We start from the raw sequence: 20,391 nt of genomic DNA on the forward strand, positions 1-20,391 counted from the left end.
TCGCCGTTAGCGGTCACGAAGGATTCAGGAAGGCAAATGCAAGAAAGGCTTTATCTGCGCCATCCGGGCAAGGACGAAACCGTCGCGGTCGCGACCGGCTTCAGTTGGGGCGCGTTGTTGCTCGGTTTCGTGTGGGCCTTGTCGAAGAGAATGTGGTTCGCCTCGTTCGTCATGTTCGGGATCAGCACGGTGCTGTTCTTCGCGGGGCTGTGGGGTGAAACGGCCGGCTTGATCGGGCTGGTGCTGTCGGTCGTGTTCGGCGTGGCGTGCGGCGCCTATGGCAATGAGTGGCACCGCCGGACACTGGAGCGGCGCGGCTACACGCTTTTGCAAGACGCAGGCGGGGACCGGATATCGCCAGGCGCCAGGCATTCGTGACCCTCATGCCGGGTTCCACCTCGCCGGCGATTGCAAGGCCGCGGTGCAACCCTGCGCGCAACGCGCGGCAAGTCGCTCACGCCGCCTCCACCGTTCGCCGATCAGCGCGTGAAATATAAGTTGGGATGCGGCGACGCGGGTTTACGCGAGCGCGGCCTCGGCCGATAATGCCCCGGTCGTTCCGGCCACGAAGTCGGCGGCGCGCGTCGCGCCCGCAGGCTCTCTTTCCCTGACCCCACCGCCCCCTGTGTTGAAAACCTCCCGTTTTTTCGACCTGCTGCGCATTCCCGGCTTCAAGCCGCTCGCCGCCGCCACGCTGATGCTCGGGGTGGCGATGTCCTTCACCGCTCCGTATCTTTCGCTGTTCGGCGTCGAACGCGCCGACATGACGCCGTTCAGGCTCGGCGTTTTCATGACGCTGATCGCGGCAAGCGGGGTGCTGGCCAGCACCTTTGCGGGCCGCTGGAGCGATGCGAGCGGACGGCATCGGCCGCTCTTGCTGGCGGCGCTCGTGGCCGCCGCGCTCGGCTATCTGTGTCTGTGCGTGGTGCGTGACTACCGGTTGCTGCTGGTGGTCGGCATCGTTTTTATCGGCGCGGGCGGCTCAGCCATCTCGATGGTGTTTTCGTTCAGCCGCGCGGCCTTGCCCGTGCCGGATGCGGCGGAGCGCGCGTTCGCCAGCGCGACCTTGCGGACCATTCTGTCGGCGGCGTGGGTGTTCGGCCCGTCGGTGGGCGCGCTGGTGCTCGCGGGCACCGGCTTTTATGGGCTGTTCCTGTTCGCCGCCGCCAGTTTCGCGGCCTGCGCGGTTATCGTCTGGCGCATGCGGGAGCCGCAAGGCCACCTGGGCGATCACACGGTGGAAGACACGGCCTCGGAGCCGTCGGCTTCCATTACCGTGCCGCCGCTGACCACGCCCGGCGAAGAGGCGCATGAGCATCTGCCCGGCGTCGCGTCGCCGAACGATATTCGCCGCGCGGTGGCCGCGCTCACGCTGCTCGGCCTCGCCGCGAACGCCACCATGATCGTGCTGCCGCTCTACATCGTGCACGGCCTGGAGGGCACGCACCTGGACGTGTCGATCATGCTCGGCCTCGGCGCGTTGATGGAAATTCCGATGATGCTCGCGCTGGGCGCGAAGTCGTCCGCGCTGCACAAGCCCAATTGGCTCGCGGCGTGCGCGGCGGTTCACGCGGCGTATTTCGTCGCGATGTCGCTGGCGGGCAGCGTCCATGTGCTGATCCCGATGCAGATTCTCAACGCGTTCGTCGTCGCGGTGACATCGTGCCTCGGCATGACCTACGTGCAGGATCTGATGCCGCAGTCGCCCGGCCGCGCCACCGCGTTGTTCTTCAACGCGGCGCGGGTCGGCTCGATTCTCTCGGGTGTGTTGTCGGGCTTGCTGGTGCAGGCGTTCAGCTATCGCGGCACGTTTCTGATCTGCGGTTTGCTGGCGCTGTGCGCGCTGATGCTGTTCGCGGTGCCGGGTTATCGCTATCCGCTGATGTGGCGCGCGCTGCGGCGCATCGCGCGCGAGCAGTACGGCAGGGTGCAGGCGCGGCGGCAATAGCGCGCCGCTGGGGTGGCCGATGAGCCGGGCGATGTCAGGTTCGCTGCACGGGCGCTGCAACGCTGCTAACTTTTGTCCTGTGCGCGAGGCGGACTTCGCGAACCGCGTGCTGTCGGCGATGCGGCATGACTTCGGCGGCCACCTCGAGAAAGCGGCCACGCTGGACGGCGGGCCGAAGACCTGACTGACAGCGCCAACCCGGAGAATCTCGATGCAAGCCACTCAAGCCGCGCCGCACGACGTCGTGTTCCTGTTCGACTGCGACAACACCTTGCTCGACAACGATCATGTGCTGACGGATTTGCGCGCGCACATGATGCGCGAATTCGGCGCGGAGAACAGCGCGCAGTACTGGGCAATTTTCGAGGACTTGCGCGCCGAGCTCGGCTATGCCGACTACCTGGGCGCGTTGCAGCGTTATAGGGTGGGGCATCCGCGAGATACGCGCCTGCTGTTGATGTCGTCGTTCCTGATCGACTATCCGTTTGCGAACCGCCTGTATCCCGGCGCATTGGACGCGCTTCGGAATCTGGCGAAACATGGGCCCACGGTGATTCTCTCCGATGGCGACGTGGTGTTCCAGCCGCGCAAGATCGCCCGTTCGGGCCTATGGGAAGAGGTGGAGGGCCGCGTGCTGATTTACGTCCATAAGGAGCAGATGCTCGATCAGGTGATGGCGTGTTATCCGGCGCGCCGCTATGTGATGGTGGACGACAAATTGCGGATTCTCGCGGCCATGAAAAAGGCGTGGGGCGCGGAATTGACCACGGTGTTTCCCCGCCAGGGCCACTATGCTTTCGATCCGAAAGAGATTGCGAATAATCCGCCGGCCGATGTGACGATAGAAAGGATCGGCGAATTGGCGGAGATCGATGTGGCGTTGCTGATGGGCGCGAAAGGGTAGCGGGCAGGGGTTGGTTTCCGGACGCCGATCCTTACACCAACCCCGGCGCGCAACGCAACCCTCAGGAACCCAGTTCCTTCAAGCGCGCTTGCGCGTCTCGCGCGCCCATCCTGCCCGCCGCATCCGTGGCCGTCACGCCGTTGGCGTCGCGGGCCTGCGGGTTCGCGCCGTGCGCAATCAGCAAGTCCACGATCGCCGTGCGATTGAACATCGCGGCGACCATCAGCGCGGTGCGGCCGTCCGGCGACGCGCCTTCCACGTCCGCGCCATGCGCGAGCAAGGTTTCGATCACCGCATCGAAGCCCTTGAATGCGGCGCCCGCGATCGGCGTTTGCCCGTTGTCGTTGCGCAGATTCGGATCGGCGCCGAGTTCGAGCAGCGTGCGCACGGCATCCACATGACCGTGGTAGCTCGCGAGCATGACGAGGCTGTCGCCTTTATCGTTGCGCAGGTTCGGCGGCACGCCTTTTTCGATCACGGCGGCGAGCATGGTGGCGTCGCCGCGCCGCGCGAGGTCGAAGACTTCATGCGCCAGTTCGAGCAACTCGGGATCGAGTTGCGGCTTCGCGGACGGGGAAGGTTCAGTGCGGTCCGTCAATGGCATCTCCTTTCAGTCGGCGCGCGTCATGCACGCCGGGAATCTCAGCCAGCATACACATTCCGTGCCCCGCATGCATGCGCATGCCCGCGCGCACCCAATTCGCCATATCGGATTTGTCGCATGTCAATTGAATGCGTGCTCGATGCGATACGCATGATTCGTGCCTTTTTCATACTTGTCCGATATGAGGACGGCTTGCTTCCACCGAGGATTTCGGGCCAGCGGAGAGAAACCGCTCTATCGCGCCGGTCGTGATTTCAGCCCGGTTGCGCTGCACCTACTCGTGGAGGGATGGAGATGTCGGACAGACGGGAACGTGAAGGCACGAGGTACGCATTCGCCACCATTGGCGCGCGCACCGGGCGCGGCGGCTATGTCACTTGCGCGTCGTCGGAGAGGGTTATTGGTGGGCTTCAGGTGGCGCTGGTCGGCGATATCGTCAGCTATCGCGACGGTAGCGAAGCTGTCGTTATCGATGGCTCGGGCTCGCTCGGGTCAGATGGCGATCGCTGTTTCGCGCTTGTGGGGAGCCGCCTGAGCAACGGCGACAGGATCGTATCCACTCCGTGGGACGATGGCGAGTCGGGCCTGTTCGTCGGCGCGGATGAAACAGCCGAGGGGCTGTTCGATCCGTCATATGTCCCGCCGCCTCATCGGCCGGGTTTGCGTCTTGCGCTTTGTGGATCGACTACCGCGCGCGGCGGCGTGCTGCGAGAGCCGGGCGGCGAATGGAATGTGGACGGTGCGCGGGTGAACGTCGGCGTGATCGGCGACCGCGTGCAGTATGCGGACGGAACCACCGCGCGAGTCGTTAGCGGGCTCGCGATGCGAACCGATCCAGAACTCGCCCGATTCGCGTATGTGGGTAGCGTGCTCGATAACGGCGACATCATCACCGATAGTCCCGAGCGCAAGGGAGCCGCGAGTCCGGAAAGTTTCGAGGTCGTTACTGACGCGCGGATGCGAGAGCAGGGGCTCAATCAAAGCGAGGTCGCATGATCCGCGCATTGAGTGGTATCGCTGGTTAAGCAGCGCTCCATTCACAAGCTTGCAGAATTCTTTACCCATGAATGGATAGGGAGCGCAGCCGCTAGCCGGCGGCGCCGGAGACCTCAACCAGCACAAACATGCTGCGCCGCCGCACCCCCAACAGCACCGCGCTACCCACCACCAAACACCTTAACCAGCAGCCCAAAAATGCCGACCAAAACAGCGAGACCCGCGCACAACAGCACGAGCGAGAGAACAACGATCAGGGGCGTCTTGAAGCGGCTGGGAGTCGACATGGTGAGGTTGATATGAAAGGCGAACAATGCGGAATACGCCAGATGCGGTCCGCCGTCGCGCATTCAGCATGAGGAGCTTAAACACATTCGCTTAATATGGTCTTAATACTCGCACAATGCGTACGGCGACGCATGCACGGCGCGCATGCATAACACGCGCACCCGGAGCCAGATCAAGCTTTGCGCGATTGCATCGAACGCTGACGCACGCCGCCTGTCACACCGCTGCCGCATCCGCTAACCTGCCTGAGAGTCCCTTTCGAGGAGTCACGTCATGGCCGAAGCAACCTCCCGTCCCACGCCGCCACAAACCTTGGACCCGAACACGTTGCGCAACATGGACCGCTACTGGCGCGCCTGCAACTACCTTTCGGCCGGCATGATCTATCTGCGCGACAATCCGCTGCTGCGCGAACCGCTCAAACCCGAACACATCAAGAACCGCCTGCTGGGCCATTGGGGCTCGGACCCTGGGCAGAGTTTCCTGCTGGTGCATCTGAACCGGCTGATCAACAAGCTGGATCTCGACATGATCTACGTGGCCGGCCCCGGTCACGGCGCGCCGGCCACGCTGGCGCATAGCTATCTGGAGGGCCATTACGCCGAAATCTACCCCGACCGCAGCGAGGACGAAGCCGGCATGCGGCGCTTCTTCCGGCAGTTCTCGTTCCCGGGCGGCATCGGCTCGCACTGCACGCCGGAAACGCCAGGCTCGATTCACGAAGGCGGCGAACTCGGCTACAGCCTGTCGCACGGTTACGGCGCCGCGTTCGACAACCCCGATCTGATCGTCACGGTGATGATCGGCGACGGCGAGGCCGAAACCGGCCCGCTCGCCACCGCGTGGCATTCGAACAAATTCCTCAATCCGATCCGCGACGGCGCGGTGCTGCCGGTTCTGCATCTGAACGGCTACAAGATCGCCAATCCGACCATTCTCGCGCGCATTCCCCGCGAGGAACTCGAAGCCCTGCTGACCGGCTACGGCCATAAACCGTATTTCGTCGAGGGCGACGATCCCGACTCCATGCATCAGCACATGGCGGCGACGCTCGATCAATGCATCGGCGAGATTCGCGCGATTCAGCAGCACGCGCGTGAAACCAACGACGCATCGCGCCCACGCTGGCCGATGATCGTGCTGCGTTCGCCGAAAGGCTGGACCGGTCCGAAGGAAGTGGACGGCCACAAGGTGGAGGGCTCGTGGCGCGCGCATCAGGTGCCGGTGCTCGATCCGGTCACGAACGGCAAGAGCCTGAAACTGGTCGAGGAGTGGCTGCGTAGTTACGAGCCCGAGTCGCTATTCGACGAAAGCGGGCGTCTGGTGAAAGAGCTGCGTGAACTCGCGCCCAAGGGCGCGCGCCGCATCAGCGCCAATCCGCATGCGAACGGCGGCTTGCTGAGCAAGGCGCTCGATCTGCCGCCGTTTCGCGACTATGCGGTGGCCGTGAAAAAACCGGGCGGCTCCTACACCTCGCCCACCGACGCGCTCGGCAAGTTTCTGCGCGACGTGATGCGCCACAACATGACGAACTTCCGGGTGTTCGGGCCCGACGAAACCGCGAGCAACAAGCTGACCGCGATCTACGACGCGTCGGCGAAAACCTGGCTCGCGCAGAGCGAGCCGAACGACGCGGACGGCGGCGCGCTCGCGCCGGACGGCCGCGTGATGGAAATGCTCAGCGAGCACACGCTCGAAGGCTGGTTCGAGGGTTACGTGCTGACCGGCCGGCACGGCTTGTTCGCCACCTACGAGGCGTTCGTGCACGTGATCGATTCCATGTTCAACCAGCACGCCAAGTGGCTGGAAAAGTCGAAGCGCGAGCTTCGCTGGCGCCAGCCGGTGCCGTCGATCAATCTGCTGATCACGTCGCTCGTGTGGCGCCAGGATCACAACGGCTTCACGCATCAGGACCCCGGCTTTCTCGACGTCGTCACCAATAAAAGCCCGGACGTGGTACGCATTTATCTGCCGCCGGACGCCAACTGCCTGCTGAGCGTCGCCGACCATTGCCTGCGTTCGCGCGACTACGTCAACGTGATCGTGGCCGACAAGCAGCCGCATTTGCAGTATCTCGACATGGACGCCGCCGTCACGCATTGCACCAAGGGCATCGGCATCTGGAACTGGGCGTCGACCGATCAGGGCGCCGAGCCCGACGTGGTGGTCGCCTGCGCCGGCGACATCGCCACGATGGAAGCGCTCGCCGCCGTGCAGCTTCTGAAGGAGCGCTTCGCCGATCTGAAGATCCGCTTCGTCAACGTGGTCGATCTGTTTCGCCTGATGCCCGAGCATGCGCATCCGCACGGCCTCAGCAATCGCGATTTCGATTCGCTGTTCACCACCAGCAAGCCGGTGATCTTCAACTTTCATTCGTATGCGTCGCTCGTGCACAAGCTCACGTATAACCGCACCAATCACGACAATCTGCACGTGCACGGCTATCACGAGAAGGGCAACATCAATACGCCGCTCGAACTGGCGATCATCAATCAGGTGGACCGTTTCTCGCTCGCGATCGACGTGATCGACCGCGTGCCGAAGCTGCGCGGCGTCGGCGATCATGCGAAGGAATGGCTGCGCGGGCAGATCATCGAGCATCTCGCTCATGCACATGCCGAGGGTATCGACAAGGAAGAAATCAGCAACTGGACGTGGCGAAGCTGAGCGAGGTCTGTCATGAACACGCGAGATCATCCGGGCCACGCGCCGATTCTGGTGCTGAACAGCGGTTCGTCGTCGCTGAAGTTCGGGCTCTTCACGCGCTCGGGCGACGACGAAGCCTTGCTGCTGGAAGGCAGCGCCGAAGGCATCGGCCGGCGCGACGGCAGCTTGCGCATCAAGTCGCCCGACGGCCGCGTGCTGGCGCAGCAGGCGCACGTGCTGGAGTCGCAAACCGATGCGCTGCAAAAGCTCGCCACCGTGCTCGCGCAGCAGAACCACGCGCGGCCCGCGGCGGTGGGGCATCGGGTCGTGCATGGCGGGCCGCATCTGCGCACGCATCAGCGCCTGACGGCGCAAGTGCGCCAGCGCTTGCAGGATGCGGTGCACTTTGCGCCGCTGCATATCCCGCCCGCGCTCGGCTTGATCGACGAAGCAGCGAAGATTTTCGGCGACGCGCCGCATTTCGCCTGCTTCGATACGGCGTTTCACGCGACGCTGCCGCCGCTTGCCGCACAGCTCGCATTGCCGCGCCGTTATGCGGCGGCGGGCGTGATTCGCTACGGCTTTCACGGTCTGTCGTATGAATCGCTGGTGACGCGCCTCGGTGCCGACTTACCGGCGCACGCCGTGTTCGCGCATCTGGGCAGCGGGTCGAGCGTGTGCGCGCTGCGCGACGGCAAATCGGTCGATACGTCGATGGGTATGACGCCGACGGGCGGCGTACCGATGGGCACGCGCAGCGGCGACCTCGACCCGGGCGTGCTGCTGTATCTGATGCGCGTGGAGAAGCTCGATGCCGACGCGCTGGAAACGCTCCTGAATCGCCACAGCGGACTCGCCGGTTACGCGGACGGCGAGAGCGACATGCAGGCGCTCGAAAAACGCGCCGCGGCCGGCGATGCGAATGCGGCGCTTGCGCTCGACGCGTTCGCCACCGCCGTGCGCAAGACGATCGGCGCTTATGCGGCGTTGCTCGGCGGCATCGATCTGCTGGTGTTTACCGGCGGGATCGGCGAGCACAGTCAGGAGATTCGCAAACGCGTATGCGACGGGCTGTCGTTCCTCGGACTCGCCGAAGGCGATCCGGCAGGCAAGGTGAGGGCGATTCATACCGAGGAAGAAAAGCAGATCGCACGGCATTGCCGGGCACTGCTGCAAGCGGATTCGGGCTGATTCGCCTGCAAGCTGGAATCCGCCACATCGGCTATATTTGGCGGCATTGTCCGACTCACAACAATCGCCCAGGAGAATGCCGTGCCCACCGCCGCAACGCTGCTCGCTTTCGCTCTCGTCTCGTTCGGCATGGTGCTGACGCCTGGGCCGAACATGATCTACCTGATCTCCCGATCGCTCTGCCAGGGGCGGCGCGCGGGGCTTGTCTCGCTCGGCGGCGTGGCGCTCGGCTACGTGTTCTACATGTTCTGCGCGGCGTTCGGCATTACCGCGTTGCTGTTGACGGTGCCCTACGCCTACGACGCATTGCGTTTCGGCGGCGCGCTCTACCTGCTGTATCTGGCGTGGCAGGCGGTCAAACCCGGCGGCCGTTCGCCGTTCGAGGTGCGCGACCTGCCGCACGACAGCAGCCGCAAGCTGTTTACGATGGGCCTCGTCACGAACCTCGCGAATCCGAAGATCGCGGTGATGTATCTGTCGCTGCTGCCGCAATTCATTTCACCGGGACACGGCAGCGTGCTGACGCAATCGATCGCGCTCGGCTGCGTGCAGATCGTCATCGCGGTGACGGTGAATGCGTTGATCGCGAGCATGGCCGGATCGATTGCCGGGTTTCTCGCGGGGCGGCCGTTCTGGCTGCAAGTGCAGCGCTGGCTGATGGGCACGGTGCTGGCCGGTCTCGCGGTGCGCATCGCGCTCGATCCGCGGCGCTGAGCGAAGAGAGCGAAGAGAGCGATAGCCATGGCGTGATGTCGTTCGACCTCGCCATCGACACCCTGTCACGCTCAACCCGCGGCTATAGCGCCTTATACATGATGGTGGTCGAATCGAATCCATCGTCATGCGGTGCGCGCGCATAAGCCGGGATCACACCCACCGTCTGATAACCCAGCGCCGCATAAAGCGGCTCGGCGCTGTCGCCGGTGCGGGTATCGAGCGTGAGCAGGCTGCGTTCGAGTCGCCGCGCGTGGCTTTCCAGTTCCATCATCAGCGCTCTCGCGACACCCCGGCGGCGAAACGCGGGGTGGACCAGCAGCTTGCGCACTTCCGCGCGATGACGCTGATTCGGCATCGTGTCGTAATCCAGTTGCACGGTGCCGGCAATCGCATCGCCCAGCCGCGCGACGAACAACTTAAGTCCGCCCGCCCGCAGCGACGGCAGCACCTTGCCGCTCCAGAACGCCTCGCTTTCCTCGACGCCATACGGCAACACAAAACCGATGCTGGCTCCGTCATGCACACAGGCACGCAGCAGCGCGCCGAGTTCGGGAAGATGGCGAACGAGGTCGTCGGCGGAAAGGGACGTGATGGTAATAGCGCTCATGCTGGCTCACACGATGAAGAGGATGTAGTGCGCGGCGCTATGCGCGGGCGTCACGAATGCGCTCGGGCCGAACAGTTGATAACGCAGACAGTCGCCCGGTTCGAGATCATGGCTCTGGCCGTCGACGGTGATTTGCAATTGCCCTTCGAGCAAAATCAGATGATGTTCAAGCCCGGGCCGCGGCGACGCGTCGTAGTCGATGCGCACGCCCGCGTCGAGTTCGCATTCCAGCGCTTCGCCGCTCAGCGCTTGCGCAGGCGGCGACACTGAACGGCGCCGAAAGCCCACGCTGGCGTCGGTCCACAGCGGCTGCGCGGCGCGCGGCACGAGCGCCGCGAAGTCTTCTTCCACCATGTGCATGAGGCGCGACATCGGCAGGCCATACGCTACGCAGAGTTTGCCGAGCACGCTCGCGGTGGGGCTCACGGCCGCGTTTTCGAGGCGCGAGAGCGTCGCGCGGCTCACGTTGCTCAGCTTCGCGAGATGGTCGAGCGACCAGTTGCGCTCGGCGCGCAGCGCGCGAAGACGCTGGGCGATGCGGCGGTCGATGGCGTTGTCTTCGGTGGCGTCTGTTTCCATATCCGGGAAACTATCTCTAATATGAGATGAAGTCAACGCGCCAAAATCGTCTCTGCCGCCAATTCCGTCCGCGTCGGCCCGCACGATCCGCTCACCTGCGATTCGTCCACCACGAACCGCCGGGCCGTTTATCATGATGCCCACCAACCAGAAATCGCCGCCCGGCTGTGCGACTGTCAGGCACATCATCCACGAGACCCGGCGACTCATGCCGCAACATCCATTTATGAACACCACTCCCGACGCTCCTTCCCGTCCCCCCATCCGCGCGTTGACCTTGCTCGAGGGGCGCGTGCTCGGCGTACTCGTCGAAAAACAGCACACCGTGCCGGACAGCTATCCGCTGTCGTTGAATGCGTTGACCTTGGGCTGCAACCAGAAAACCGGCCGCGCGCCGGTCATGAACGCAACGGAAGCCGAAGTGCTGACCGCCGTCGACGGTTTGAAGCGGCTAAGCCTCGTGATGGAAGGCAGCAGCAGCCGCGTGCCGCGCTTCGAGCACAACATGAACCGTGTGCTGGGACTGCCGAGTCAATCGGCTGCGTTGCTGACCACCTTGCTGCTGCGCGGCCCGCAAACCGCGGCGGAGTTGCGCCTGAACAGCGCGCGCTTGCATGGTTTCGCCGACATCTCGTCGGTGGAAGCATTTCTCGACGAACTCGCCGCGAACGATCCGCCGCGCGTGGTGAAGCTGGCCCGCACGCCGGGCGAGCGCGAGAACCGCTGGACGCATCTGCTGTGCGGCGAGGTGAGCGCGAGCGAACTGGCGCAGCCGGGCGATGACGACGACATGGTGCCGCTCTCCGCGTTCGAAGCCGTGAAGGCCGAACAGAAGCGGCTCGCCGACGAAGTGAACCGGCTTCAGACGGTAGTGCGGCGCATGGCGGCCGAGTTGGGCATCAACGTGGACGATCTCGGCGGCAGCGCCTGAGAACGAAGCTGTCACGCATCGCGGCTTCGCTGCGAGTCGGTGGCGAGCGTTCGCTGCGTGCGATAAAAAACGCGTGGCGGCACGTTCGGTGAATCTTCGGCGAGCCGGTCGAGCTCCTCGCGGATCGCCGCCAGATAGTGGCCGTTGCGCGCGTCGGCGTCGCCTGCGAAGACGGCTTCCAGTTTGCGCCGCACCGCGCCATAGCGCGCACCGGCGGCGCGATGCTTCTCCGCGCGCTCGGCGTATTTGAGGAACGTTTGCAGCGCGGCGGAGACCGCGGCCGTCACGCTCACGAGGCCCACGACGATTCTGAGCGCCGGCGACACGGCCGTCGAATTCAACGATGCAAATACCGCCGTGCCCACGAAGGCGGTCAACGCGGTCACCAGCCAGCCCATCGTGCGCTCACGCGCGGAGAGCAGGTCGGCCATGTCGTAATGGCTCATCTGCGATTCGCGCGCGCGCCGGATCCACTTCAGCAAAAGCTGTTCTTCATCGACCGGAGGCTCGTAGGCGGGCAGGGTCTTCATGTCGCTCGTCAGGGCTGTTGATTCCGCAAGCTTAGCGCATGCGCTCGACGCCGCGCCACATGAACCGTGCCGCGCTATCGGCCCGACACCGCCTGCCGCGCCACGCCGAAGCGCTCCTCATGCGCGCGCCCGTTCAGATAAAAATCACCGATCGCGGCCTCGCGAATGATCGCCGGATTGTGCGACGCCAGCACCCGCGCGTTGCGCCAGTAGCGGTCGAAGCGGCGCGTCTCGCTGGTGGCCGATGCGCCGCCCACTTCGAACAACAGCGTGGCGGCTTGCAACGTCTGCTCGATTACGATCTGCTGCGCCTGGAAGGTTTGAATGTCGAGGCGGATGTAGGTCGCTTCGTCGGTGCGGCCTTCCTGCCGCGCGGCCGAAACTTCGTCGAGCGCGCGCGCGAGCGACGTGCTGATGCTCTGCGTCGAATAAGCGAGGCTCGCGAGGCGGCCCACCACGCGATGCACCAGCGGATTCTCACGCGGACTCGACTCGCCCGGAATGCCGAAGGTCCGCGTCTTGCCTTGCGTGAACGCCACCGCATCGCGCAGCGCCGCCCGGCTGATGCCCGCGAGATTCGCGACATGCAGCGCCTGGTAATACGCGGTGAGCAGGCTGTTGCGGCGCGGCTCCGCGGCGTTGAAGCGCCGGTAGAGATTCTCGGGCGCGACCGGCACATGGTCGAAACGCGCCGTGCCGCTGCCGGTGAGACGCTGGCCGAAACCGTCCCAATCGTCGATGCGGGCAAGACCCGGCGCGTCCGACTTCACGAGTACGCGCACGTCGCTTTGTCCGTCGTGCGCGGTGACGTCCACCCAATCGGCGTACAGCGTGCCGGTGGTGTAGTACTTCTCGCCGTCGAGATGCCACGCGCCGTCGGCTTGCGTGAGGCGCACGCTGTTGTTGGTGACGCCGGTGCGCTCGGATACCGCGCCGCCGACGATCTGGCCTTGCGCGATACGCGAGAGCCAGCGGTCGCGCAGCGGTTCGTCGCCGCTTTCCAGCAGCGATTCGATGAAGCCGCCATGCACGCGCAGGATCTGCGGGAGATTCGAATCCGCCTCGCCGAGGCGCGTGACCAGCGCGAGGAATTCCGTGAGCGAGACGCCTTCGCCGCCGTACTCTTTAGGCACACGCAGCTTGGTATACCCGGCTTCACGCAGCCATTCCACGGGCGCGTAGGCGAGTTCGCGCTTTTGCTCGCGTTCCACGGCGCCCTGCGCGATGCGCTCGAACACGGGCGCGAATCTGGCCGCGAAACGCCGCGTCAAATGATCTTCGTCGAACAGTTGCGCGGCGTCGGCGATAGTGTGAGTCGGACCGTCGTGCGTCTCCGATGCTGACATGGGTTCTCCAATGCTAGGCGCGCGCGAGGCGCAATCAGAGAACGGTACGGGACGAGCCGCTTGCCTTGCAACGAAGTATTTGGCCGATTCTTAGAACAGGCGGTGAAATGGTTTTTGGGTTTTTGCATTCGCGGATACGCGGGCTATTTCATTCCCGCGACCGCGCGCCTGCGTGCCAGCAATCGCACCGAAATCAGACACACCGCCATGACCGTCAGCGAAAGCACCGTGGTCATCGTGCCGAGTGCGTAAATGACCGGCGTGGTCACCGAAGTCGTGAGGCCTTGAAGTTCGAGCGGCAAGGTATTCTGATCGCCGATGGCCTGCGAGGTGCGGGCGATTTCGTCCCAGGAGAGCGTGAAGCCGAACATCGCCACGCCCACCACCGAAGGTCCGATGATCGGCAGCACCACATGCCGGAAACTCTGCCACGGCGTCGCGCCCAGATCGCGCGACGCTTCTTCGTAAGCGGGATTGAAACGGTTGAACACCGCGAACATCACCAGCAAACCGAACGGCAGCGTCCACGTCAAATGCGCGCCGAGCGCGGAAGAAAACAGGCCCATCGAGGTCGTGTAGCTGTCGGCAAACGACTGATAGCCCCACGCGGTGGCGAGATACTTCGCGCCGTTATCCAGCAGCCGGAACGTCAAGCCGATGCCGAGCGAAACGATAATGGACGGCATGATCAAACTGGCGACGGACACATAAAACACGGCCGTATCGCCGCGAAAGCGCCGGCGAAACGCCAATCCCGTGGCAACGGAAAACACCACGGTCAGCATCGTGACGGCGAGCGCAAGCCGCACCGAGCGCCCGAACGCGGCCCATATGTCGATGTCGCCCACACCGTCGCGCAGCACGGCGAACCAGTGCAGCGAAACCCCGCGCATCGGAAACGTGAGCCCGCCCTCGGGCCCCTGAAACGACAGAATGAAAATCGTGATCACCGGCCCGTACAGAAACAGCACGAACAGGCCGAACAGCAGCGCGAGCCAATAGAAGCTGGCCGGACGATGTTCCCGATGTTTGAGCCGAACCGTCTGCATCCTCACAGCTCCTTGCGGATATCGACCACCCGCGTCAAAGCCCACACGATCATCAGCACCACCGCCAGCAGAATGATGGCGTTGGCCGCCGCGGCGGGAAATTGCAGGTAGCCGGTCTGCACCTGAATGATCTTGCCGACCGACGCGATCTGCTGGCCGCCCATCACGCCGACGGTCAGGAAGTCGCCCATCACGATCGTGATCACGAAGATCGAGCCGATCACGATGCCGGTTTTCGAAAGCGGCAGCACCACGTTGCGCACCACCTGCCAGCCGCTCGCGCCGGCATCGCGCGCGGCTTCGAGCAGCGACCGGTCGATGCGCATCATCGCGTTGAAGATCGGCACGATCATGAAGAACGTGTACAGATGCACGAACGCCAGCACCACCGAGAAGTTCGAATACAACAGCCATTCGAGCGGCTGATCGATCACATGCGCGCCGAGCAGCGCCTGATTGACGAGGCCGTTGCGGCCGAGCAGCGGCATCCACGAAATCATGCGGATCACGTTCGAGGTCCAGAACGGAATCGTGCAGACGAGGAACAGCACCGTCTGCATGCTCGTCGTGCGCACATGAAACGCGAGGAAATAAGCGATCGAAAAACCGAGCAGCAAGGTTGTGGCCCACACGATCGCGCAGAACCTGAGCGTCGACCAATAGGTCTTGAAGGTCACGCACAGGTCGGTCATCGACGAACAGCCGTTGAAAATCGCCGCGTAGTTCTTCAGCGTGAACGCGGGGATGATCTGATACTCGTTGAAGTCCCAGAAGCTGACGATCAACGTGATGACGAGCGGCACGATGAAGAACAGCAGGAAGGTCAGCGAGAGCGGCGTGGCCTGCAGCCACGCCGGCGCGCGCCGGTGCTTGACGGGCTCGTCCTGCGCGCGCGAGGGAAGGTCGATCGTTGCCATGTGGAGGTGTCTATCTCTTCATCAGGCCGCGATGAACTCGTTCCACTTCTGAACCATGTAGATGTTCTCGTCCATCACCGCGTTCCAGCACGCAATCGCGCCCATGCGCTGGGTGTACGAGCCGCCGTCGCGCACGGCGCCGGCTTTTTCGAGCAACTGGCCGTCCGGCGCCTTGATGTCTTTGGCCGCCGCCTTGCCTTCGATCCAGTAGTCCCACTCATACGGCTGCATGTGCGCTTTCGCGGTTTCGAGCACGCCCGAGTAATAGCCCTGGCGCATCAGGTAGGCGCCCGCCCAGCCATTCTGGAACCAGTTGACGAACTCATAGGCGGCGTCGAGCTTCTTGCCTTGCAGCGAGCGCGGAAACCCGAAACCCGACGCCCATGAGCGATAGCCTTCCTTGAGCGGCTGGAACTTGCAGGCCACACCCATCGTGCGCACCTTCGTCACGGCCGGCGACCACATCGACTGAATCACCACCTCGCCGGACGCCATCAGGTTCACGCTTTCGTTGAAGTCTTTCCAGAACGCGCGGAACTGGCCCGCGCGCTTGGCTTCGATCAGGATCTTGATGGTCTGGTCGATCTCGGCCTTGGTCATGTTGCCCTTGTCGCCGTATTTCACGTGACCCATCGCCTCGATCGCCATGGCCGAATCCATGATGCCGATCGCGGGAATGTTCAGAAGCGCGGCCTTGCCCTTGAACTGCGGATTGAGCAGTTCGGCCCAACTGTCGATCGGCCGCTTGATGAGGTCGGGGCGAATGCCGAGCGTGTCCGCGTTATAGGTGGTGGGGATCAGCGTCATCCATTCGGTGGGCGTCGCGGAGAATTCGGTGGAGCGCGGGCCGGTCAGGAACATGACCTTTTTCGGCGCGGTGCCCTGGTCGCCGATCTTCTTGCCGTTCACTTCGCCACGCGTGAGCACGGGTGTGATCTTGTCGGCGAGCTTGATGCGCTTCGCGTCCATGCCCGCGAGCGTGCCGGCCGGAATCAGCTTCTTGAGCGCGAAATATTCGGTGTCGACGATATCGAACGAGTTGGGCTGCGTGATGATGCGCTTGGCGACGTCGTCGGTGGTCACGGGCACGTATTGAATCTCGATGCCGGTGTCCTCCTTGAATTTCCTCGCGATGTCGGCGCTCTGATTGACCGCCGTGCCGAGATAGCGCAACGTGAACTTTTCCTGCGCATGCACGTAGGGGAAGCCGGCAATGCCGGCCGCCGCCACTGCGCCCTTGATGAACGTGCGGCGCGACAGGCCTGTGTCCTTGACATCCACTGCGGCCGCTGCCGGGCTCTCGTTCGCTTCACTCATTGCTTTCTCCTCAGTTGACGTTCGCTTGTCGTTTGCCTGTCGTGCGCTTGTCGTTTGCTTGTGGTTCCCGATCGGACGTTGTTCGCCGCGTCGCGGCGCTGCCGCTCGATGCTCATGCCGCCAGCGGATGCGCGTCCTTTTCGTTCCACCACACCACCACGCGCGCCTGCGGCCCGAGCCGCGCCGGGTCATAGTCGCCGTCGCTCACGAGCGAGACCAATTCGGGCGAACCGTCGAGCGGATCGAGCGTCATGCGCAAATGCGTGCCCTGGTACTCCGCTTCGCGCACCGTGCAGGGCACGCCGCCGATGCGAGCCAGGCCGCCGTCGCTACTCGCCGCCTGTACCGGCGTCACGCCATGCGGCACGACCCGCAGATGATCGGCGCGCACGGTGAACAAGCGGCCATTGGTGTTGAAGACGTTGTGACCGCCGAGAAAACGCGCGACGAATTCGGTGCGCGGACGGTTGAATACTTCATGCGGCGTACCGCTCTGTTCGATGCGGCCGTGGCTCATCACGACGACGAGATCGGCCAGCGCCATCGCTTCTTCCTGCGAATGCGTGACGTGCACGAACGTGATGCCGAGTTCTTTCTGCCAGCGCTTGAGTTCGGCGCGCATCTGCACACGCAGGAACGGGTCGAGCGCGGAGAGCGGTTCGTCGAGCAGCAGGCAGCCGGGCTGATTCAGCAACGCACGCGCGAGCGCCACGCGCTGCTGCTGGCCGCCGGAGAGTTGCGCCGGCTTGCGTTCGGCATACGCGGACATCGCGACCAGTTCGAGCAATTCGCCCGCGCGCTTGCGGCGCACGTCCTTCGCGACGCCGCGCATCTTCAGGCTGAACGCCACGTTATCGAGCGCGTTCAGATGCGGAAACAGCGCGTAGTTCTGAAACACCATCGCGGTGCCGCGGGCCGCGGGTTCCGCGCGCGTGACATTGCGGCCCGCGATCAGAATGTCGCCTTCGCTGACGGATTCATGCCCGGCGATCATGCGTAGCGTCGAGGTCTTGCCGCATCCCGACGGCCCGAGCAGGCAGCAGTACTGGCCGCCCGCAATGCGCAGATCGATCGCGTCGACGGCGAGCGCGTCGCCGTATTGCTTCGACACGTGCACGAGTTCGATGTCGGCGGCCTTGGTTTCGAGCACGGTCGAAGCAGGTTGACTCATGAAGGCGGTGTCCTCATAAACGGCGCGGAGCAGGCAAGCGTCGACGCGACGCGGAGCCTTAAGCGAAGCCATGCAAACGCAAGACATGTGCCATCCGTTGCCCCGGCGCGCGCGTCGATTGCAAACGCGCGGTGCGCCTAACGTCTACGAGTTGGCTCACATATTGCACACGATCCGCGGCGTCGATCGTTAGCGATCGGCGGCATTGTTTTGCGCGATCACGGTGCGTCTTCGGTCCGTCGCGGGGCATGAACCGGCCAAGCCGGTTCATCCGTGGCGCGCCGCGTCGCTTTTCGTCATCCCTCGGCTTCTTCAAATGAACGACACACGGAATGTGCCTACGGCCGCGAGCCGCGCGCATCGCTTGCTTGCCACGCACGGCCGCTTTGCCTACCGGCCGATCACGGACAGCGACGCGTTCCGCTGGCCCGGCGGCAGCGGACTCGCGGTGTATCTGGGCTTCAACCTGGAGCATTTTGCTTTCGGCGGAGGGCTCGGCGCCGCGCTCGGCCCAGTCTCGCCGCAACCCGATGTGCTCAACCATAGCTGGCGCGAGTACGGCAATCGCGTGGGCGCGTGGCGCTGCATCGAACTGTTCGACCAACTCGATCTGCCCGTGGGCACGCTCATCAACACCGCGCTCTACGATCACTGTCCCGAACTGATCGCGGCTTGCGTGGCGCGCGGCGATGAGTTGATCGGCCACGGCCATACGAACGCGCAGCGCCAGAGCGACCTCGACGAAAGCGGCGAACGCGAGTTGCTTCTGCATTGCCGCGAACGTATCGCGGCAGAATCCGGCATGCCTCCAGACGGTTGGCTCTCACCGTGGATCTCGGAGTCGCATTCGACGCCCGATCTGCTCGCCGAAACCGGCTACCGCTACACGCTGAACTGGTGCCACGACGACCGCCCCGTGCGCATGACAACGCGCGGCGCGCCGCTCTGGTCGATTCCGTATCCGCAGGAACTCAACGATTTGCCGATGATGGTGGGCCGTCACATGGATGGCCGCGCGTTCGCCGACATGATCGTCGATCAGTTCGACGAGATGCTCGAACAGGCCAATCGCGGCGCGCAGCCGCAGGCGCTGGTGATGGGCGTCGCGCTGCATCCTTATCTGGTGGGGCAGCCGTATCGCTTGCGGCATTTGCGCCGCGCACTCCAGCATATCGCCGCGGCGCGCAGCACAGGCGACGTCTGGTTCACCACGCCAGGCGCGATCGCGCGGCACATGGATCAACTGGAGCGGGACGGCGCGCTGCGCGCCGCGCTTGCATGAGCGCGAAAGCCGGCGCGGCCGCCGCGAGGAAAGCGCCGAAAGAAGAGGCGGACGTCGACGCGCGCATCTATCAATCGATCTTCGACGGCGTGCTGAATCATCGTCTGACGCCGGGCACCAAGCTGCCGGAGCCCGAGTTGTGCCACCTGTTCGGCGTGGGCCGCGCGGTGGTGCGGCGCGTGCTGGAAAAGCTCGCGTATGACGGCATCGTCGTGCTGCGTCCGAACAAGGGCGCGGTCATCGCCGAGCCCACGCCGGAGGAAACGCGCGAGATTTTCGAAGCGCGGCGCTCCGTCGAGCGGATGCTGGTCGAGCTCGCGGTGCAGCGCGCGAGCGCAAAAGACATCGAGGCGTTGCGCCAGCAACTCGCGAGCGAGCACGAGGCGATGCATCGCTTCGATCAGCCGTCATGGGCGACGCTCGCCAGCGGCTTTCATATGCAGATCGCGGCGCTGGCGGGCAATTCGATTTTGCAGAACTACCTGAGGGAACTGGTCTCGCGCTGCTCGCTGATCCTCGGCGTGTATGAACCGCCCGGCAATGCGCCGTGCGAGCACGCGGAACATGCGGCGATCGTCGCTTGCCTGGAAGCGCGCGACGCGGCGGGCGCGATGGCGCATATGGAAGCGCATTTGCGCCACCTCGAAGAGCGCATCGAAACATCGCGGATGCGCGGCGAAAAGAGCCTCGGCCAGTTGCTCGGCATCGCCGGACACGCGACTCAAACCTAGGCACGAACATGGAAATCGATTTCGCAGCGATCACCGAATACCAGCGCTACAAGCTGATGGCGAGCCTGATCGTGCCGCGTCCCATCGCCCTCGTCACCACGCTCGGCGCGGATGGCACCATCAACGCGGCGCCGTTTTCGATGTTCAACATGCTCGGCGAGGAACCGCCGATCGTGATGATCAGCGTCAATCGCGTGGCCGACGGCACGCTGAAGGACACCGCCGTGAATATCGTGCGCACGGGCGAATTCGTCGTGCATCTCGCGGACGAAGCGATCGCGGAGAAAATGCATCGCTGCGGCGAGCGGTTGCCGCCCCATGTGAGCGAGCTTGCCGCGGTCGGCTTGACGCCGGTGCCGAGCACGCACGTCGCGCCGCCGCGCATCGCCGAAGCGCCGGTGGCCTTCGAATGCACCACATGGGAGACGCTGGAAACGGCCAGCCGGCAGATTTTCATCGGCCGGGTGCATCGGCTGCATGCACGCGGTGAGTTGATCGATACCGGGACGTGGCGCGTGCGTTTGCAGCACTACTTTCCGGTGGGCCGCTTCGGCGCGAGCGACTATGTCACGACGCGCGACCGTTTCACGCTGGGTTGAGCCAGCCGGCCCGAAGCCTGAACGCCGCGGTTGCTACC

Annotated in this window: 21 protein-coding genes and 1 pseudogene; 12 read left to right on the forward strand and 10 right to left on the reverse strand. The window is 64.2% G+C overall.

The window, feature by feature from the left end:
• The first annotated feature begins 36 nt into the window (after positions 1-36).
• The 4 genes and pseudogenes from ACTJLC_RS15830 (at position 37) to ACTJLC_RS15845 (ending at position 2,852) form a co-directional block, all read left to right on the forward strand.
• Positions 37-378: a DUF2628 domain-containing protein gene (locus tag ACTJLC_RS15830; protein ID WP_310132989.1), complete on the forward strand. Its 342-nt coding sequence runs from the start codon at positions 37-39 to the stop codon at positions 376-378.
• Positions 379-625: 247 nt separating this feature from the next.
• On the forward strand, positions 626-1,948 hold the full coding sequence (locus ACTJLC_RS15835; protein WP_310132992.1) for a sugar efflux transporter: 1,323 nt from the start codon (positions 626-628) through the stop codon (positions 1,946-1,948).
• A 64-nt stretch (positions 1,949-2,012) separates the two neighbouring features.
• Positions 2,013-2,132: pseudogene (locus ACTJLC_RS15840) on the forward strand (phosphogluconate dehydrogenase (NAD(+)-dependent, decarboxylating)); the annotation flags it as partial.
• 27 nt (positions 2,133-2,159) lie between these two features.
• Positions 2,160-2,852 carry an HAD family hydrolase gene (locus tag ACTJLC_RS15845; protein ID WP_310132994.1) on the forward strand — a complete coding sequence of 231 codons (693 nt, stop codon included), beginning with the start codon at positions 2,160-2,162 and terminating at the stop codon, positions 2,850-2,852.
• 61 nt (positions 2,853-2,913) lie between these two features.
• Here the strand turns inward: ACTJLC_RS15845 and ACTJLC_RS15850 are convergent, their stop codons facing one another.
• Positions 2,914-3,456: an ankyrin repeat domain-containing protein gene (locus ACTJLC_RS15850; RefSeq protein ID WP_310132999.1), complete on the reverse strand. Its 543-nt coding sequence runs from the start codon at positions 3,454-3,456 to the stop codon at positions 2,914-2,916.
• A 294-nt stretch (positions 3,457-3,750) separates the two neighbouring features.
• On the opposite strand from ACTJLC_RS15850, the gene ACTJLC_RS15855 reads away from it, so the two are divergent.
• The gene (locus ACTJLC_RS15855; protein WP_440844538.1) at positions 3,751-4,452 is read left to right on the forward strand and encodes a PAAR domain-containing protein; all 702 of its coding nucleotides are present in this window, start codon (positions 3,751-3,753) and stop codon (positions 4,450-4,452) included.
• Positions 4,453-4,613: 161 nt separating this feature from the next.
• Here the strand turns inward: ACTJLC_RS15855 and ACTJLC_RS15860 are convergent, their stop codons facing one another.
• Positions 4,614-4,802, reverse strand: coding sequence for a hypothetical protein (locus ACTJLC_RS15860; RefSeq protein ID WP_073428402.1), 189 nt, complete (start codon positions 4,800-4,802; stop codon positions 4,614-4,616).
• Positions 4,803-5,013: 211 nt separating this feature from the next.
• On the opposite strand from ACTJLC_RS15860, the gene ACTJLC_RS15865 reads away from it, so the two are divergent.
• The 3 genes from ACTJLC_RS15865 (at position 5,014) to ACTJLC_RS15875 (ending at position 9,291) form a co-directional block, all read left to right on the forward strand.
• Positions 5,014-7,407, forward strand: a complete 2,394-nt coding sequence (locus ACTJLC_RS15865; RefSeq protein WP_310133007.1) for a phosphoketolase family protein — start codon at positions 5,014-5,016, stop codon at positions 7,405-7,407.
• A gap of 12 nt (positions 7,408-7,419) precedes the next feature.
• Positions 7,420-8,577, forward strand: coding sequence for an acetate/propionate family kinase (locus ACTJLC_RS15870; RefSeq protein ID WP_310133010.1), 1,158 nt, complete (start codon positions 7,420-7,422; stop codon positions 8,575-8,577).
• 81 nt (positions 8,578-8,658) lie between these two features.
• Positions 8,659-9,291, forward strand: coding sequence for a LysE family translocator (locus tag ACTJLC_RS15875; RefSeq protein ID WP_310133012.1), 633 nt, complete (start codon positions 8,659-8,661; stop codon positions 9,289-9,291).
• A gap of 82 nt (positions 9,292-9,373) precedes the next feature.
• Here the strand turns inward: ACTJLC_RS15875 and ACTJLC_RS15880 are convergent, their stop codons facing one another.
• Both ACTJLC_RS15880 and ACTJLC_RS15885 read right to left on the reverse strand, forming a co-directional pair.
• Entirely contained in the window at positions 9,374-9,901 is a 528-nt protein-coding gene (locus ACTJLC_RS15880) for a GNAT family N-acetyltransferase (RefSeq protein ID WP_073428398.1), read from the reverse strand.
• Between the two features lie 6 nt (positions 9,902-9,907).
• Positions 9,908-10,480 (reverse strand): helix-turn-helix domain-containing protein, encoded by a 573-nt coding sequence (locus tag ACTJLC_RS15885; protein ID WP_310133015.1) that lies wholly within the window; start codon positions 10,478-10,480, stop codon positions 9,908-9,910.
• A gap of 226 nt (positions 10,481-10,706) precedes the next feature.
• On the opposite strand from ACTJLC_RS15885, the gene ACTJLC_RS15890 reads away from it, so the two are divergent.
• Positions 10,707-11,411, forward strand: a complete 705-nt coding sequence (locus ACTJLC_RS15890) for a YceH family protein (protein ID WP_310120643.1) — start codon at positions 10,707-10,709, stop codon at positions 11,409-11,411.
• Between the two features lie 11 nt (positions 11,412-11,422).
• On the opposite strand, the gene ACTJLC_RS15895 is transcribed toward ACTJLC_RS15890, so the two are convergent.
• The 6 genes from ACTJLC_RS15895 to ACTJLC_RS15920 form a co-directional block, all read right to left on the reverse strand.
• Entirely contained in the window at positions 11,423-11,941 is a 519-nt protein-coding gene (locus ACTJLC_RS15895) for an SLATT domain-containing protein (protein ID WP_073428395.1), read from the reverse strand.
• A gap of 74 nt (positions 11,942-12,015) precedes the next feature.
• Positions 12,016-13,287, reverse strand: coding sequence for an acyl-CoA dehydrogenase family protein (locus ACTJLC_RS15900; RefSeq protein WP_154873259.1), 1,272 nt, complete (start codon positions 13,285-13,287; stop codon positions 12,016-12,018).
• Between the two features lie 143 nt (positions 13,288-13,430).
• Positions 13,431-14,336, reverse strand: a complete 906-nt coding sequence (locus ACTJLC_RS15905) for an ABC transporter permease (RefSeq protein ID WP_310133019.1) — start codon at positions 14,334-14,336, stop codon at positions 13,431-13,433.
• A gap of 2 nt (positions 14,337-14,338) precedes the next feature.
• Positions 14,339-15,253, reverse strand: coding sequence for an ABC transporter permease (locus ACTJLC_RS15910; RefSeq protein ID WP_310120638.1), 915 nt, complete (start codon positions 15,251-15,253; stop codon positions 14,339-14,341).
• 21 nt (positions 15,254-15,274) lie between these two features.
• Positions 15,275-16,570, reverse strand: a complete 1,296-nt coding sequence (locus tag ACTJLC_RS15915) for an ABC transporter substrate-binding protein (protein WP_310133023.1) — start codon at positions 16,568-16,570, stop codon at positions 15,275-15,277.
• Between the two features lie 112 nt (positions 16,571-16,682).
• The gene (locus ACTJLC_RS15920; RefSeq protein WP_073428490.1) at positions 16,683-17,741 is read right to left on the reverse strand and encodes an ABC transporter ATP-binding protein; all 1,059 of its coding nucleotides are present in this window, start codon (positions 17,739-17,741) and stop codon (positions 16,683-16,685) included.
• A gap of 316 nt (positions 17,742-18,057) precedes the next feature.
• Between ACTJLC_RS15920 and ACTJLC_RS15925 the strand changes: the two genes are divergently transcribed.
• The 3 genes from ACTJLC_RS15925 to ACTJLC_RS15935 are packed head-to-tail and all read left to right on the forward strand — an operon-like array spanning position 18,058 to position 20,353.
• Entirely contained in the window at positions 18,058-19,023 is a 966-nt protein-coding gene (locus ACTJLC_RS15925; RefSeq protein WP_310133028.1) for a polysaccharide deacetylase family protein, read from the forward strand.
• Complete coding sequence (locus ACTJLC_RS15930; protein WP_310133031.1) at positions 19,020-19,754, forward strand: GntR family transcriptional regulator; 735 nt, start codon at positions 19,020-19,022, stop codon at positions 19,752-19,754. Before ACTJLC_RS15925 ends, ACTJLC_RS15930 begins: the two co-directional genes overlap by 4 nt.
• 8 nt (positions 19,755-19,762) lie before the next feature.
• Positions 19,763-20,353 carry a flavin reductase family protein gene (locus tag ACTJLC_RS15935; RefSeq protein ID WP_310133034.1) on the forward strand — a complete coding sequence of 197 codons (591 nt, stop codon included), beginning with the start codon at positions 19,763-19,765 and terminating at the stop codon, positions 20,351-20,353.
• Positions 20,354-20,391: the final 38 nt, after the last annotated feature.

Origin of the sequence: Paraburkholderia sp. 22099 (genome assembly GCF_052045835.1) — a bacterium.
GTDB lineage: Bacteria > Pseudomonadota > Gammaproteobacteria > Burkholderiales > Burkholderiaceae > Paraburkholderia > Paraburkholderia terricola.